This window comes from Streptomyces sp. NBC_00086 (assembly GCF_026343255.1).
Lineage (GTDB): Bacteria > Actinomycetota > Actinomycetes > Streptomycetales > Streptomycetaceae > Streptomyces.
Genome location: NZ_JAPELZ010000001.1, coordinates 4533053 through 4547964, shown reverse-complemented (window position 1 = coordinate 4547964; position 14912 = coordinate 4533053). Strand labels below are relative to the sequence as shown.

The 14912-nt window shown below is 72.0% G+C and carries 12 protein-coding genes; 5 read left to right on the top strand and 7 right to left on the bottom strand.

Features of this window, described 5'->3' with window-relative positions:
• Positions 1 to 10: 10 nt before the first annotated feature.
• Together OG276_RS20470 and thpR are read left to right on the top strand one after the other, a co-directional pair.
• Complete coding sequence (locus OG276_RS20470) at positions 11 to 1360, top strand: MFS transporter (RefSeq protein ID WP_266907526.1); 1350 nt, start codon at positions 11 to 13, stop codon at positions 1358 to 1360.
• 230 nt (positions 1361 to 1590) lie between these two features.
• The gene (thpR, locus tag OG276_RS20465; protein WP_266907524.1) at positions 1591 to 2181 is read left to right on the top strand and encodes an RNA 2',3'-cyclic phosphodiesterase; all 591 of its coding nucleotides are present in this window, start codon (positions 1591 to 1593) and stop codon (positions 2179 to 2181) included.
• Between the two features lie 154 nt (positions 2182 to 2335).
• On the opposite strand, the gene OG276_RS20460 is transcribed toward thpR, so the two are convergent.
• The 3 genes from OG276_RS20460 to OG276_RS20450 form a co-directional block, all read right to left on the bottom strand.
• On the bottom strand, positions 2336 to 3325 hold the full coding sequence (locus OG276_RS20460) for an aldo/keto reductase (protein ID WP_266907522.1): 990 nt from the start codon (positions 3323 to 3325) through the stop codon (positions 2336 to 2338).
• 46 nt (positions 3326 to 3371) lie between these two features.
• Positions 3372 to 4934 (bottom strand): hypothetical protein, encoded by a 1563-nt coding sequence (locus OG276_RS20455; RefSeq protein ID WP_266907520.1) that lies wholly within the window; start codon positions 4932 to 4934, stop codon positions 3372 to 3374.
• A gap of 302 nt (positions 4935 to 5236) precedes the next feature.
• A complete protein-coding gene (locus OG276_RS20450; protein ID WP_266907518.1) occupies positions 5237 to 5929 on the bottom strand; it encodes a GDSL-type esterase/lipase family protein in 693 nt (230 codons plus the stop codon).
• Between the two features lie 76 nt (positions 5930 to 6005).
• Between OG276_RS20450 and OG276_RS20445 the strand changes: the two genes are divergently transcribed.
• On the top strand, positions 6006 to 7007 hold the full coding sequence (locus OG276_RS20445) for a WD40 repeat domain-containing protein (protein ID WP_266907516.1): 1002 nt from the start codon (positions 6006 to 6008) through the stop codon (positions 7005 to 7007).
• 160 nt (positions 7008 to 7167) lie between these two features.
• Here the strand turns inward: OG276_RS20445 and OG276_RS20440 are convergent, their stop codons facing one another.
• From OG276_RS20440 to OG276_RS20425, 4 genes are all read right to left on the bottom strand, one after another.
• Positions 7168 to 8469, bottom strand: a complete 1302-nt coding sequence (locus OG276_RS20440) for a nitrate/sulfonate/bicarbonate ABC transporter ATP-binding protein (protein WP_266907514.1) — start codon at positions 8467 to 8469, stop codon at positions 7168 to 7170.
• A 40-nt stretch (positions 8470 to 8509) separates the two neighbouring features.
• Positions 8510 to 10252 (bottom strand): ABC transporter permease subunit, encoded by a 1743-nt coding sequence (locus OG276_RS20435; RefSeq protein WP_266907512.1) that lies wholly within the window; start codon positions 10250 to 10252, stop codon positions 8510 to 8512.
• Between the two features lie 172 nt (positions 10253 to 10424).
• Positions 10425 to 11402, bottom strand: coding sequence for a dTDP-glucose 4,6-dehydratase (gene rfbB, locus OG276_RS20430; protein WP_266907510.1), 978 nt, complete (start codon positions 11400 to 11402; stop codon positions 10425 to 10427).
• 146 nt (positions 11403 to 11548) lie between these two features.
• Positions 11549 to 12457: a DUF3027 domain-containing protein gene (locus tag OG276_RS20425; protein ID WP_266907508.1), complete on the bottom strand. Its 909-nt coding sequence runs from the start codon at positions 12455 to 12457 to the stop codon at positions 11549 to 11551.
• Between the two features lie 347 nt (positions 12458 to 12804).
• Here OG276_RS20425 and OG276_RS20420 point away from each other — a divergent pair, with 347 nt between their 5' ends.
• Together OG276_RS20420 and OG276_RS20415 are read left to right on the top strand one after the other, a co-directional pair.
• Complete coding sequence (locus tag OG276_RS20420) at positions 12805 to 14178, top strand: MFS transporter (RefSeq protein ID WP_266907506.1); 1374 nt, start codon at positions 12805 to 12807, stop codon at positions 14176 to 14178.
• A gap of 238 nt (positions 14179 to 14416) precedes the next feature.
• A complete protein-coding gene (locus tag OG276_RS20415; RefSeq protein WP_266907504.1) occupies positions 14417 to 14905 on the top strand; it encodes a DUF2771 domain-containing protein in 489 nt (162 codons plus the stop codon).
• Positions 14906 to 14912: the final 7 nt, after the last annotated feature.

Sequence of the window (14912 nt, the reverse complement as noted above, 5' to 3'; positions counted from 1 at the left end):
GCGACCCCTTTTGAGTACGGGACCCGGAGCAGACTCCGCCCCCGGCCACACACCCACCACTACACGCACGCCGGGCACCAAGAACGCGAAGAACTCGATGTTCAGCTCGCTGAAGATCCGGAACTACCGGCTCTTCGCCACGGGCCAGGTCGTCTCGAACACCGGCACCTGGATGCAGCGCATCGCACAGGACTGGCTGGTCCTGTCACTGACCGGATCCGCCTCCGCGGTCGGCATCACCATCGCGCTGCAGTTCCTGCCGATGATGCTGTTCGGGCTCTACGGAGGCGTACTCGCCGACCGGCTCCCCAAGCGGCCGCTGCTGCTCTGCACCCAGACGGCCATGGGCCTCACCGGCCTCGCGCTCGGTGTCCTCACCCTCGCCGGCCACGTCAACGTCTGGCACGTCTACCTCGCCGCCTTCCTCCTGGGCCTGGTCACCGTCGTCGACAACCCGGCCCGGCAGACCTTCGTCTCCGAGATGGTCGGCAAGGACCAGGTGGCCAACGCGGTCAGCCTGAATTCGGCCAACTTCCAGTCCGCGCGACTGGTCGGCCCCGCCATCGCCGGCGTCCTCATCACCGCCGTCGGCTCCGGCTGGGCCTTCCTGCTCAACGGCCTGTCCTTCGCGGCGCCGATCGCGGCCCTGATGCTGATGCGGACCCGGGAACTGCACCAGGTCGAGGTCCAGCCCCGCGCGAAGGGGCAGCTCCGGGAAGGCCTGCGCTACGTCGCCGGGCGGCCCGAGCTGATCTGGCCGATCGTGCTCGTCGGCTTCATCGGCACCTTCGGCTTCAACTTCCCGATCTGGCTGTCCGCCTTCGTCAGCAAGGTCTTCCACGGCGACGCGGGCACGTACGGGCTCTTCAACACCCTGATCGCGGCGGGCTCCCTGGTGGGTGCGCTGCTGGCGGCCCGGCGCGGCCTCTCGCGCCTGCGGCTGCTGGTCGCGGCGGCGGTGCTCTTCTCCGTCCTCCTGCTGGTGACGGCCTTCGCACCGGGCTTCTGGCTGTTCGCGGCGCTCCTCGTCCCGATCGGCGTCTTCGGCCTGACGGTGAACGTCACCGCGAACTCCAGCGTCCAGATGGCCACCGACCCCGAGATGCGGGGCCGGGTGATGGCCCTGTTCATGATGGTCTTCACCGGCGGCACCCCGATCGGGGCCCCGCTGGTCGGCTGGGTCACGGACACCTACGGCGCACGGATCGGCATGGCCGCGGGCGGAGTGGTCTCCCTGGCCGCAGCCGTCACGATCGGCCTGGTCCTCTCCCGCGTCGGCAACCTCCGCCTCAGCGTGAACCGCCACGGCGTGACGTTCGTCCCCTCGGACCGCCGCCGCCAGCTGGCGACGGCGGCGTAGCGCCTCCCGGGCTCGAGGCGTGAAGGGCCCGTGCGGCCCGGCTTCCCGGGGCTCCGCCCCGGACCCCGCGCCTCGAACGCCGGCGGGGCTGGATCTTCCAGCCCCGCCGGCCTTCACGTGCAGGCCGGTGCCCGCCAAATCCAGCCGCTCCGCCGTTCGAGGAGCGGGGGTCCGGGGGCCGGCCCCCGGCAACGGCGCCGCACCGGACAGCCGCCACTAGGCTCGGCACCATGAGACTGTTCGCAGCCGTCATCCCGCCCGAGGCGGCCATCTCGGAACTGGCCGGGGCCGTACGCGACCTGCGCGACGACCATCTGCGCTGGACCGCGGAAGCGGGCTGGCACTTCACGCTCGCCTTCATGGGCGAGGTGCGGGAGGAGGTCCTCCCCGAACTGCACACCCGGCTCGCCCGCGCCGCCGCCCGTACCGAGCCCTTCCCGCTCCGGATCCACGGCTCCGGCCACTTCGGCCACCGCTCCCTGTGGGCCGGCGCCGCCGGTGACCTCGACTCCCTGCGCATGCTCGCCGAGCGCGCCGACGCCGCCGCCCGGCGCTCCGGCGTGCCCATGGACCAGCACCACCGCTACACCCCCCACCTCACCCTCGGCCGGCTCCGCGACGAGCGGCACGACGTCCGCCCCTACAGCACGGCCCTGGCCTCCTTCGAGGGCACCGCCTGGCAGGTCGGCGAGCTCAGCCTGGTCCGCAGCAACCTGCCCGACTCCGGCGTCCCCGGCGAGCAGCCCCGCTACGAGGTCGTCGGCTCCTGGGAACTGGGAGAGCCCGCCCCTCCGTCCGAAGGGCGGGCCCGGTCGCGTTAGGCTCGACGGGTGGATCCCAAGACCAGAAACCGCGTCATGGCCGGTGTGCTCGTGTTGATGTTCGTCGTGGTGGCGGTGGCCGCCGCGGTGGGCCAGTAGGCCCGTGACCCCGTAGGCCCACCGCCCGTAGGCCCACCGCCCCGTAGCGCGCCGCCTACCAGGCGAACGCCTCCGGAGCCGGGCCCGGCCCCGGGAAGACCTCGTCCAGCCCGGCCAGCACCTCCGGCGACAGCTCCAGCTCCACCGCACGCAGCGCGGACGCGAGCTGCTCCGGCGTACGCGGCCCGACGATCGGGCCGGTGACCCCGGGACGCGTCAGCAGCCAGGCCAGGGCGACCTCGCCGGGCTCCAGTCCGTGCTTGTCCAGCAGGTCCTCGTACGCCTGCACCTGCGCCCGTACGGAACTGTTCGCGAGCGCGTCCGCCGAGCGGCCGGTCGCGGTCCGCCCGGACTCCGACGCCTTGCGGATGGCCCCGCCCAGCAGCCCGCCGTGCAGCGGGGACCACGGGATGACGCCGAGCCCGTACGCCTCGGCCGCCGGGATGATCTCCAGCTCCGCCCGCCGCTCGGCGAGGTTGTAGAGGCACTGCTCGCTGACCAGGCCGAGCCGCCCCGAACGGGCCGCGGCCTCGTTGGCCTGGGCGATCTTCCAGCCGGGGAAGTTCGAGGAGCCGGCGTAGAGGACCTTGCCCTGCTGGATCAGGACCTCGACGGCCTGCCAGATCTCCTCGAAGGGCGTCAGCCGGTCCACGTGGTGGAACTGGTAGATGTCGATGTAGTCGGTGTTCAGGCGCTTGAGGCTGGCGTCGACGGCCCGCCGGATGTTCAGCGCCGACAGGCGGTCGTAGTTGGGCCACGGGTCGCCCTCCGCGGCCATGCTCCCGTAGACCTTGGTGGCGAGGACCGTCTTCTCGCGACGGCCGCCGCCCTGGCCGAACCAGGTACCGATGATCTCCTCGGTACGGCCCTTGTTCTCGCCCCAGCCATAGACGTTGGCGGTGTCGAAATAGTTGATGCCGGCGTCGAGGGCCGTGTCCATGAGGGCGTGGCTCTCCGGCTCTCCAGTCTGGGGGCCGAAGTTCATGGTGCCGAGGACAAGTCGGCTGACCTTGAGACCGGTGCGTCCGAGCTGCGTGTACTCCATGGGCCACTAGCCAACTGCCTGGAGTGCGCTCGAAGCAAGACCGTTCCTAGCGATGTCGGCCGCTGTTGGCTGAGTCGCTGTAAACCGGGCTGGCCGGTTGTCTCCCCGAACGGTTTTGGGAGACGGGGAACAGCGCGAGCTGGTCGCTTCGGTCCCGGCAGGTCTTGTCACCCGGGTGGGGTGTGCCTGTGGTCCTTGGCGGGCTCGTGTTCCCTCGTGCCCTCGGTACGGTGACGGTCTGGCCGGTAGCTCTCCGCGCGACGATCCTCTGGTCGTGTGCGGTCACACCTGGCCGACGCCGGATCCCGTGTCCGAGGGCGCGTCTGCCGATCGCCACTGCGGCCGCGTGGTGGCCGGTGACGAGCGTGGTCTTGGATTGCTGCTGGAGCGGCTGCTTCCAGTGCTGGGCGCCCCAGCGACTGGTGTAGGCGGGGTCGACCGCGATCACGATGAGTCCGGCGTGGTGCGCCATGCCGACCAGACGGTCGCGGAAGCGCCCGGTGGGCAGGCCTGCGACGGTGCGGCGGAACGCCTTGCCACGCTTTCCCCGGCCCATCGTCTCGCGGCCGGTGGCACGGGCGTCGGCGAAGCCGAGGTTCTCGATCGCCAGACCAGCGCAGCCGTGCTGGCGGGCGAGGCGGATGAGTTCACTGATCGCCTGGCGGAGGCGTCCGTCACGCTGGGATGTAGGTCCGGTCAGCTCGGTGGGTACGGTGATCGGCTGGCCGACGGGGTTGCCGTGGGGGTCTACGACGCAGGCGGCGAGGTGGCCGGCGTTGAGGTCCACGGTCAGCAACCGGGCACCGGATGCTGTCAGCTCGGCAGGTGTCGGGAGAGGCGCTGCAGGGGTCGACCAGGAGGCGTCGAGGTACCAGCGACCGCGTTCGGGATCTTGAACGATGTCGTAGCGCACCGAACGGTTGGCGGTGACCCGGTCCAGCCACTCCTCACGGCGGTGGTTGAAGGCGACGGTGCAGGCCAGCCGGTACCGGCCGCGCGGTGCGTTGGCGAGGTGCCTGAGTGGTTCGGGCAGGACGACCACGATCGTGCCGTCAGCCGGGTCGACGGTGATCGTGTAATTCCCGTGCGGCGCCCCGGACTCGCCGTCGGCGGTCAGGAACATGCGCTGCGCGTCCCACCGCTCCCGCCACTGGGCCTCGGTGAGACCGGCGTCGGCGAGGTTGTGCCGGGTCTTGGCGAGACGGCGGCCGCCGATGGTGATCGCCGGATGCCCGGCCTCGATCCGCCGCTCCACCTCCACCAGGCGCGCGGTGCGTACCTGCAACCGGCGTCGCTTCTGTGCCCGCTCCGCCTGGCTTGGATAACCGCTGACACCGCCCACACGCTGACCGCAGGGAACAGCCAGACGCTTGCGGATCTTCGCGATGGCCCGGCGCAGCGAGGTCCGAACGTCGAACAGGCACCGCAGGGACAACTGGTACTGATCCTCCGACGCCCGCGTGATCGCCCCCGCCCACCGGGACGACGACACCCTCGTCAGAGCACGTTTACGCTCCGCCCGCCTGTTCGCCTTCACCGGCACCCTGCCGATGCGGACACGCTCAGCGAGATCAGCACGGGCATGCCGGCCCAGATGTTCACCGACCATCCGCAACGCCTCGGCATCGCGGGCGGACAGGTGCAGACGATCCCGGATACGCGCACCCGCAGGAGCAGACACAGTGAACGGGGCGGACAGCGACCGGAGTACACGCTTACCTCGAACCCCAGCACGCGCCACCAGCCACCCCCTCGCCAACCCTCACAGGCACTCACGTTCCCCACCCACACTGACGTCTCCGCCAAGACCGCGTGCCGACAGCGCCCCACGTTCACCCGTACGAGCAAGCCGACCATCAACCATGCCCAATAAGCGAGTCAACAGTTGGCCACCCGCCCGTGAAGCGCGTGTTACGTGTCCTGCCGCGGCCGGTACGGGCCGCCGATGCCCCAGGCCTGGTGGAGGACCGCCGCGAACTCCCCCGCCAGGCGGTGCTCGCCGGAGGCGTTGGGGTGCGTGCCGTCGTAGGTGTCCCGGTCGAGCTCGTACGCCTCCGGGCGCGCGGCCAGCAGGATCGGCGAGGCGGGGGTCGACAGGTCGGCGACCGCCTTGGCGAGCAGTTCGTTGAAGAGCTCGACCTGCTGCGCGAAGGGCTCGTCGTCCCGGGCCCGGACGTTGGGTATGACGGGCAGCAGGACCATCCGTATCCCGGGCCGGGCGGCGCGGGCCTCCGCGATGAACCGGCGGGCGTTGGCGGCGGTGCCCTCGGCGGCGGTGTAGAAGCCCAGGTCGATCAGCCCGAGGGAGACCAGCAGCACGTCGGCACCCGAGGAGCGGACGGCGGGCCCGATGAGCGGGGCCATGTGCTGCCAGCCCTCGCCCCAGCCGGCCAGGTGGCGGCGGGCTTCGGCGGGGAAGCCGGGGTCGGCGTAGGCGTCACTGGCCGGCGCGTCCGCGCGGGCGTCGTAGAGCCCGTCGCGGGGGCCGACGATCTCGTACGGGCCGCCGAAGGTGGCGTCGAGGTGCTGCCACATCCGGTAGCGCCAGGTGTAGTCGCCGGCGCATCCGACGGTCATGGAGTCCCCGACGAACATGAAACGCATCCGGTCATCTTCGCGGATCACCGGGCCGCGGCCCCTGTGATGCCGGACACGCGGGGCGGGCTGGCAGGGTAGGGGGATGCGCCCGCATCTGCTCAGCCTGACCGCCGCCACCGCTGTTGCCGTTGTCGCCCTGCTGCCCTCGGCCGCCGCCGCGTCCGGGTCCGCCGCGTCCGGGTTCACGATCACCGACCCGCGGATCAAGGAGTCGAGCGGGCTCGCGGCCAGCCGGATCCACCCCGGCGTCTACTGGACGCACAACGACAGCGACGACGGCCCCTACGTGTACGCCGTGGACTCGGCGACCGGCAAGACGGTCGCGCGGATCACCCTGACCGGCATCGGCAAGCCCCGGGACATCGAGGGGATCTCGCTGGGCCCGGACGGGCGGCTGTACGTCGGCGACATCGGGGACAACCTGGGCGGCTCCTGGAACCACGTGTGGATCTACCGGTTCGCCGAACCGAAGACGCTTCGGGACGCCACGCTCAAGGCCGAGCAGTTCACGGTGAAGTACGCCGACGGGCCCCGGAACGCGGAGGCGCTGATGGTGCACCCGGTGACGGGGCGGGTGTACATCGCGAGCAAGGACGAGAAGGCCGGCGGGCTGTACGAGGGCCCGGAGGCCCTGACCGCCTCCGGCACGAACACCTTCCGGCGGATCGGGGACGTCCCGTGGGTCACGGACGGGGCGTTCTCCCCGGACGGGGGGCGGCTCGCGCTGCGGGGGTACCTGTGGGCGCGGACGTACCCGTGGAAGGACGGGAGGCCGGCGGGGGACGGGGAGGCGGTGGCCGCGCCTTGGCAGGGGCAGGCGGAGTCCGTGACGTATGCGGCGGACGGGTCCGCGCTGTTGTTCGGGGCGGAGGGGGCGAACAGTCGGGTCGTTGCCGTGCCGGTCGCCTCCGGCGCGAAGCCGTCGCCTTCGGCCTCCGGATCCGGGGCTCCCGCTCCTTCTCCGGGTGCGCCGCCCGCCGCGCCCGAGGGGGGGAGCTTCACCAAGGGCGCGCTCGTTCTGGTGGCGGCCGTCACCCTGACGCTGGCCGCGAAGCGGCTCCTGCGGCGCCGGCCCAAGGGCTGACCCTCCGGGTCGGGTCGGGGTCCGGGTTCGGTCGCGGGTGCGGGTGCGTGGGCCCTGCGGGGCGGAGTCCCCTACCCGCCCTTCCACCGTTCCCCGGGCGCTGCCCGGACCCGGTCCTCACACGCCGGACGGGCTGGGTTGGGCCGGGCGGCTGGAGGGGCTACCCCCGGGACGGGTCCTCGTCCAGGCGGTATTGCTCGGTGTCCGCGTGGTAGCCGTACAGCTCTCCGTAGCGGCCCCAGTCCGTCGCCGTTTCCAGTTGCTGTTCCAGCTGCTCGCTCGTGTAGTGGTGCGAGAGGAGGTCGCGGAAGAAGCCGGACCGCTGGGTGCCGCCCCGGGAGCGCTGCAGGGTGGTGTGGATCAGGTGGACCAGCGGGGCTTCCATGGCCCCCTGGGCGAACAGTTTCTTCGACTCCTGGACGTCGGCCCCCGCGAAGGCGGTGCCGCGCGGGGTCAGTACCAGGTGCAGGTCCCGTACCTCGGCCAGGCCCAGCAGTTCCAGCCCGTCCACCAGGGGCAGTACGTCGTCCACCTCCAGGCCCAGTTCGTCGGCGAGGTCGGCGAGGTCCTCGCTGCCGTCGCCGGTGCCCCGCTGGAGCACGATCTCGGCGAGGCCCGCCATGCCGTCGACGCTGGCGGCCGGGAGCGGGGTGTTGGCCGGGGTGCGCTTGGCCGGCGGGGCCGCGGCCGGCGTCTTGGCGGTGCGGCCGGTCATCACCGCGTACACGGCGTCCACGATCCGCTCGAAGTCGGCGCCGGCCCGGTCGCGGGGGCGGGCCAGGTCCACCGCGAAGGTCTCCTTGATGGTTCCGTAGGGCCGCGAACCCAGCACCACCACCCGGTCGGCCATCAGCACCGCCTCCTCGATGTTGTGGGTGACCAGCACGACCGCCTTGGCGGGGAAGCGGTCGGAGGCCCAGAGCTCCATCAGCTCGCCGCGCAGGTTCTCGGCGGTGAGCACGTCCAGGGCGGAGAACGGCTCGTCCATCATGAGGACGTCCGGCTCCACGACCAGCGCCCTCGCGAAGCCGACGCGCTGGCGCATGCCGCCGCTGAGCTCCTTGGGGTAGGCCGACTCGAAGCCGTCGAGGCCGATCAGGTCGATCGCCTCCACCGCCTGGCGGGCCCGCGCCTCGCGGTCCATGCCCTTGGCCTCCAGGCCCAGTTCCACGTTCTGCTGCACCGTCAGCCAGGGCAGCAGCGCGAAGGTCTGGAACACCATCGCCGTGCCGGGGTTCGCGCCGCGCAGCTCCTCGCCCCGGTAGGTGACCGAGCCGGAGCTGGCGGGGATCAGCCCGGCGAGGCAGCGCAGCAGGGTGGACTTGCCGCTGCCGGACTTCCCGAGGAGGGCGACGATCTCGCCCTCGCGGATCTCCAGGTCGATGCCGCCGAGCACGGGCAGCTCCCCGTCGGCGCCGGCGTAGGACTTGGTGAGGGCGGCGGCCTGGAGGATCGTGGTCATGGGGTCGGGCTCCTCGGGTCGGGCGGGCGGACTCGGTGGCTCAGAGGGAGTAGCGGCGCTCCGCGAGGCGGTACAGGGGCCGCCAGAAGAGCCGGTTGAGCCCGACGACGTACATGCTCATGACGGCGATCCCGGCGATCAGCTGGGGGAAGTCCCCGGCCTCGGTGGCGTGGAAGATGTACGCGCCCAGGCCGGTCGCGGACAGCGTCGTACCGGCGAAGGTGACGACCTCGCCGACGATGGAGGCGTTCCAGGCACCGCCCGAGGCGGTGATGCCTCCGGTGACGTACGAGGGGAACACGGCCGGGATGATCAGGCGCTTCCAGCGCTGGAGCCCGCGGACGCCGAGGTCGTCCATGGCCTCCTTGAGGTCGGAGGGGATGGCCATGGCCCCGGCGATGGCGTTGAAGAGGATGTACCACTGCGCGCCGAGGGCCATCAGCAGGATGCAGCCGATGTTGATGTTCAGCCCGGTCTCGAGGAAGAACCAGACGGCCACGGGGAAGAGCAGGTTCGCGGGGAAGCTCGCCAGGACCTGCACCACGGGCTGGGCGATCTTCGTGAGCCGGGGCGAGGAGCCGATCCACACGCCCACGGGCACCCACACGACGGTGGCGGCGGCGACGAGCACGATCACCCGGACGAAGGTGATCAGCCCGAGCACGAGGGGCTCCCCGAAGACGCCGAGGCCGGTCTCGCGCTGGAGGTAGCGCACGAGGTCGTACAGGCCCCACAGGATGACGGCTCCGGCGATGACGGTGAAGACCACGTCGCCGGTCCGGCGGCGGGCCGGGTCCACGGACAGCGCCATGTCGTCGCGGCCCAGTACGCGGGCGGCCCGGCCGGTGGCATCACGGGCGGGGGCGGTGGCGCGGCCGAGCAGGCGGGGCCAGTGGGAGCGGCGCAGGAAGTCCAGTACGTAGCTGCGCTGGACGTCGGTGGACTCCGACTGCTCGTTCTTGTACTTCTCCGCCCAGGCGGTGAGGGGCCGCCAGAAGAGGAAGTTGACGGTGACGATGGTGACGGTCATCGCGAGGATGACCCAGCCGACCTTCCCGAGGTCCCCCTCGCCGATCGCGGTGCCCGCGTAGGAGCCGAGGCCGGGGACGGCGTACTCCTGCCCGGAGACGGAGACCGCTTCGGAGGCCACGAGCATGAACCAGCCGCCGGCGAAGCTCATCATGCCGTTCCACACCAGGTCGATGACCCCGGCCGGGACCTCCACGCGCCAGAAGCGCATCCAGCGGGTGAAGCCGAACGAGCGGGAGACCTCGTCGAGTTCGCGCGGCAGGGAGGTCAGGGTGGCGTAGAACCCGAAGGTCATGTTCCAGGCCTGCGAGGTGAAGATGGCGAAGATGACGGCGCATTCGAGGCCGAGGAGCGAGCCGGGGAAGAGCGCGACGAAGAAGGTGACGAGGACGGAGAGGAAGCCGAGGACGGGGACGGACTGGAGGATGTCCAGGGCCGGGATCAGCACCCGTTCCAAGCGGCGGCTGCGGGCGGCGGCGTAGGCGTAGCCGAAGGTGAAGACCACGGAGGCGATCAGCGCGATGAACATCCGCAGGACGCTGCGGGCGGCGTAGTACGGGAGCTTCGAGGGGTCCGTGTCCACGTCGGGGACGTCGGCGGGGTCGAAGTTGACCGTGGTGCCCTTGCCGACTTGGAGGATCGCGTACCCGAGCACCAGGAAGGCGGCGGCCACGGCGAAGTCCACCCAGGACAGGCGGGTGCGCGTGGGGGCCGCCTGGCCGGTGTGGGTTTCGGGGCGCGCGAAGGTCTTCATCCCGCCCAGCGGATCACGCCGGGCGGGCGCCCACACCCCAGGTCACCCAACCGGGCGAGGCCCTCCCGGGGCGAATCCCGGCGGGCTCCCGGGTCGCTCCCGGGTGGCTCTGCGTCGGGCTCTGCGTCCGGCTCCGTGTCCGGCTCTGCGTCCGGCTCCGTGTCCGGAGTGCTCAGGCCTGCCGGGCGGCCTTCGCCTTGAGCGGCTCCCACCAGGCGCGGTTCTCCCGGTACCAGGCGATCGTCGAGGCCAGGCCCTCCTCGAAGCCGACCTGCGGTGCGTAGCCGAGCTCCTCGCCGATCTTGGTGATGTCGAGGGAGTAGCGCAGGTCGTGGCCCTTGCGGTCCTCCACCGGCTCGACCATGTCCCAGCCGACGCCGGCGGCGTCCAGCAGCAGGCCGGTGAGCTCCTTGTTGGTGAGCTCGACGCCGCCGCCGATGTTGTAGACGTGACCGGCGCGGCCCTTGTGCAGCGCCAGCTCGATGCCGCGGCAGTGGTCCGCGACGTGCAGCCAGTCGCGGATGTTGCCGCCCGTGCCGTAGAGCGGGACCTTCTTGCCGTCGATCAGGTTGGTGGTGAAGAGCGGGATGACCTTCTCGGGGAACTGGTACGGCCCGTAGTTGTTGGAGCAGCGCGTCACCACGACGTCCATGCCGTGGGTGCGGTGGTAGGCCAGCGCCAGCAGGTCGGAGCCCGCCTTGGAGGCGGAGTACGGGGAGTTCGGCGCGAGCGGCCACTCCTCGGTCCAGGAGCCCTCGCTGATCGAGCCGTACACCTCGTCGGTGGAGACGTGGACGAAGCGGCCGACGCCGTGCTTGCGTGCGGCGTCCAGCAGCACCTGCGTGCCCACGACGTTGGTCGTCACGAAGGGGCCCGCACCGGCGATGGAACGGTCCACGTGGGACTCGGCGGCGAAGTGCACCACCGCGTCGTGGCCGGCCATGACCTGGTCGACGGCGTCGACGTCGCAGATGTCACCGCGGACGAAGGCGTAACCGGGGTGGCCCGCCACGGGCGCGAGGTTCTCCTCGACGCCCGAGTAGGTCAGCTTGTCGAAGACCGTGATCGTGGCGGCAGGGTCTGCCGAGAGGGCGGAGCGTACGAACTGCGAGCCTATGAAACCGGCGCCACCGGTCACGAGAATACGCATAGTGCGGTCACTGTACTGGCCCAACCCGGCGCGGTAGTGGCCCACTTCGACAAGGGCGGGGCCGGCTCCGGCGGTCACCGCGCGGCGCGGGGAGCAGAACGGCGCGGTCCCCGCCCGACCGGGCCGGGACCGCGCCGTTCCCGGTGTCAGGAGTGGCCGAGGTCCGGGGCCAGGGGGTCCGTGGTGAGGACCGAGCCGGAGTCGGCGGAGGGGCGCAGGTGGAACTCGTCCGAGGCCATCGAGTCCAGGACGGGCGGCGCCGGTCGCGGCGGCGCCGGCATGACCGCGGCCTCCGAGTGGCCGCCGCAGCCGTAGGACAGGGAGACCAGCCGGCCGTCCGCCGGTCCGAACTCGTTGGCGCAGATGCCGAAGGCCTGGCCCAGCGAGCCGCCGATGGCGACGAGGAAGCCGCAGGAGACGCACGAGGCCGGGGCCGCCTGCGCCATCGGGGTCTTCGCGCCGAAGGACTCGTCCCAGCGGTCGGCCGCGGTGTGCAGCCCGTAGCGCGAGAGCACCCGCGCCCGGCGCATGCCCAGCTCCTCCGCCACCGAGGTGATGGAGCCGCGTACGGGCACCACGGCGCGGTCGGTGACGTCGGCGTCCTCCGCCTCGACCAGCTCGGCCATCTCGCTGGACACGACCGAGTTCGGCGGCGGGGCGTCCTCGCCCGACCAGCCGGCCTCCAGCCGCAGGTCCTCGGCGTCCGTGGGGAGCAGGTCGCCCGGCCCCATGTCGCCCGGCCGCAGCCGCTCGCTCCACGGCACCCACTCGGGTGCCAGCAGGGCGTCGTCGCCCGGCAGCAGCACCGTTTCGTCGAGGGTGACGTTCTTGGCCCGGGACGCACGCGTCACCGTCACGGCCCAGCGCCAGCCGCGGTAGGCGGGGTCCTTGCACTCGAAGAAGTGCGTGACGACCCGGTCACCCTCGGAGACGGCGGCGGTGTGCTCGCCCACCACTCCGGGGTAGGCGGCCTCTTCGGCCGCCGCCCGGGCGAGGGCTACCGCCTCGACGCACAGGCGGTCGGGGGTACGGCTTCGCGTCGTCGCAGCACTCACAGGTCTCGTTCTCTCCTACGCCGTCTCACGAGTGCGCCGTCCGTACTTGTCGTCCACAACGACCCGTCGGCTGTCCCTACGTAGCGCGGGCGGAGCGGACCAGGGGGCCGCGTCGACGTCCGCGCCCGATCGGGTTCCAGGGCGCACCTACCTGCGATCCATTCTGCGGGATCGCGAAGAGGCGCGCGGCCAGGAGCAACCGCCGGTGGCGCGCTACGCACGCTACCTCCTCCGGCGCCTTCGTCCCACATGCAAGGTCCGATTCGCGGACACCCGAGGCCAACCCGGGGACCGGCCGGGTCCCCGCGACGCGCCGGGAAGGGTCCCGGGAGGCCGAGTGGGGCAGTATGGGCCACGTGGCACCCGTACGGTCGTCCGATGACGGCTCGGGACCGGCCAGGCGGGCCGGCCGGGCCGTCGGGCGTGCCCTGCACCTGCCCTTCACCGGTACGGCGCGCGGGATCCGGCGGGCCACGCACGCCCACGGGGCGGGCGAATCGGGCCTCGGCAAACTGATCGAGCTGCACGCCATCAACGGCGCGGGTGATGTGATGATCACAGTCGCGCTCGCCTCCACCGTCTTCTTCTCCGTTCCCACGGACGAGGCGCGCGGCCGAGTGGCCCTGTACCTCGCCATCACGATGGCCCCCTTCACCCTGCTGGCCCCGGTGATCGGCCCCCTGCTGGACCGGCTGCCGCACGGGCGGCGGGCCGCGATGGCCGGCGCGATGCTCACCCGGGCCCTGCTGGCCGTGATGATGTCGGGCGCGGTGGCCACCGGCGGCCTGGAGCTGTACCCGGCCGCCCTCGGCGTGCTCGTCGCCTCCAAGGCCTACGGGGTGGTGCGCAGCGCCGTGGTCCCCCGACTCCTCCCACCCGGGTTCTCGCTGGTCAAGGCGAACTCCCGGGTGACCCTGGCCGGCCTGCTGGCCACCGGCGCCGCCGCGCCCGTGGGCGCCGCCCTGCACACGATCGGCCCGCCGTGGCCGCTCTACGGGGCGTGCGCGATCTTCATCTGGGGCACCTTCGCGGCATTCACCCTGCCGCACAAGGTCGACGAGGCCAAGGGCGAACGCCGGGCCCGGCTCTCCACCCACGAGGCGCACTCGAAGCGGCCGGGGCTGCGCACGGTCAGCCGGCCGGTGCTGTGCGGGCTGCTGGCGAACGCGTCGATGCGCGGGCTGTCCGGGTTCCTCATCTTCTTCCTGGCGTTCCTGCTGCGCGAGCACCCGCTCGCCGGGCAGAGCGCGGCGGTGTCGCTGGGCATCGTCGGCGTCTCGGCGGGCGTCGGCAACGCCTGCGGGACCGCCGTCGGGGCCTGGCTCCGGGCCCGCGCGCCCGAGGCGATCATCGCCGCCGTGCTGTCCCTGACCCTGGCGGTGGCCGTCCTCGCGGCGGTCTTCTTCAGCGGGGTGTTCATGGCCGTCCTGGGCGCGACCGCCGGCTTCTGCCAGGCCCTCGCGAAGCTCTCGCTGGACGCGATGATCCAGCGCGACGTGCCCGAGGCCGTCCGTACGTCGGCCTTCGCCCGCTCGGAGACCCTGCTCCAGGTGGCCTGGGTGCTGGGCGGCTCGATCGGCATCGCCCTCCCCCTGAACGGCGTCCTCGGCATGTGCGTCGCCGCGACGGTGGTGGCCCTGGGCGCGGCGATGGCCCTGCGCGGCTTCCTCACGTCCCCGCGGCACCAGCAGCACACGTCCTCGCGACCGCGGGTGGCGTAACCGATGCCCTGCGGGGCCGTAGGTTCGGCCGGCCCCGGCCTGCACGCGAACGCCGGGGGTCGGAAAATCCAGCCCCTCCGGCGTTTGAGGAGCGGGGTCCGGGGCGGCGCCCCGGAAGGCCCGGCGCAGCCGGGGGCGCTGTGCGCAGCGGCGCCGCACCCCGGGAACCTCGCGCAGCGCGCCGCACCGTAGGACCCCGTGCAGCAGCGCAGCGTACGGGCCCGATAGCCTTCGGCTCATGACCGCACCGCTTTTCTCGGGTAGGGCCCGCCGCAGCGTCGCGGCCCTCGGAGCCGTTTCCGCCGGCCTCCTCCTCCTCTCCGCCTGTGACAAGCCGACGCCGCTGGCGACCGTGACGGTCGGCACCTCGTCGGTGTCCACCGAAGCCGCCTGCAGCGACGCCAAGGAACTCACGGGCGAGAAGGTCCAGGAGTGCTTCACGGACCTCAAGCACGCAAAGACCATCGACTACGGCCGCGGCGACACGCTGCGCCTCGGTGTCGAGCCGGACGTCGTCGAGGACGGCAAGAAGTGGCAGCTGGTCCTGGACGGACAGCAGATCACCGAGCCGACCTCCAACACCTACGACAGCTTCCCGGGCGCCGACATCTTCGCCACCGGCGGCCAGGGCGGCGAGCCCCCGGCCTCCAAGAAGCTCAACATCGTCCAGGTCTCCGAGGACGGCAAGCCCCTCGCCGTCTGGGCCTTCACCCTCAAGCTCAAGTAGTCACGCA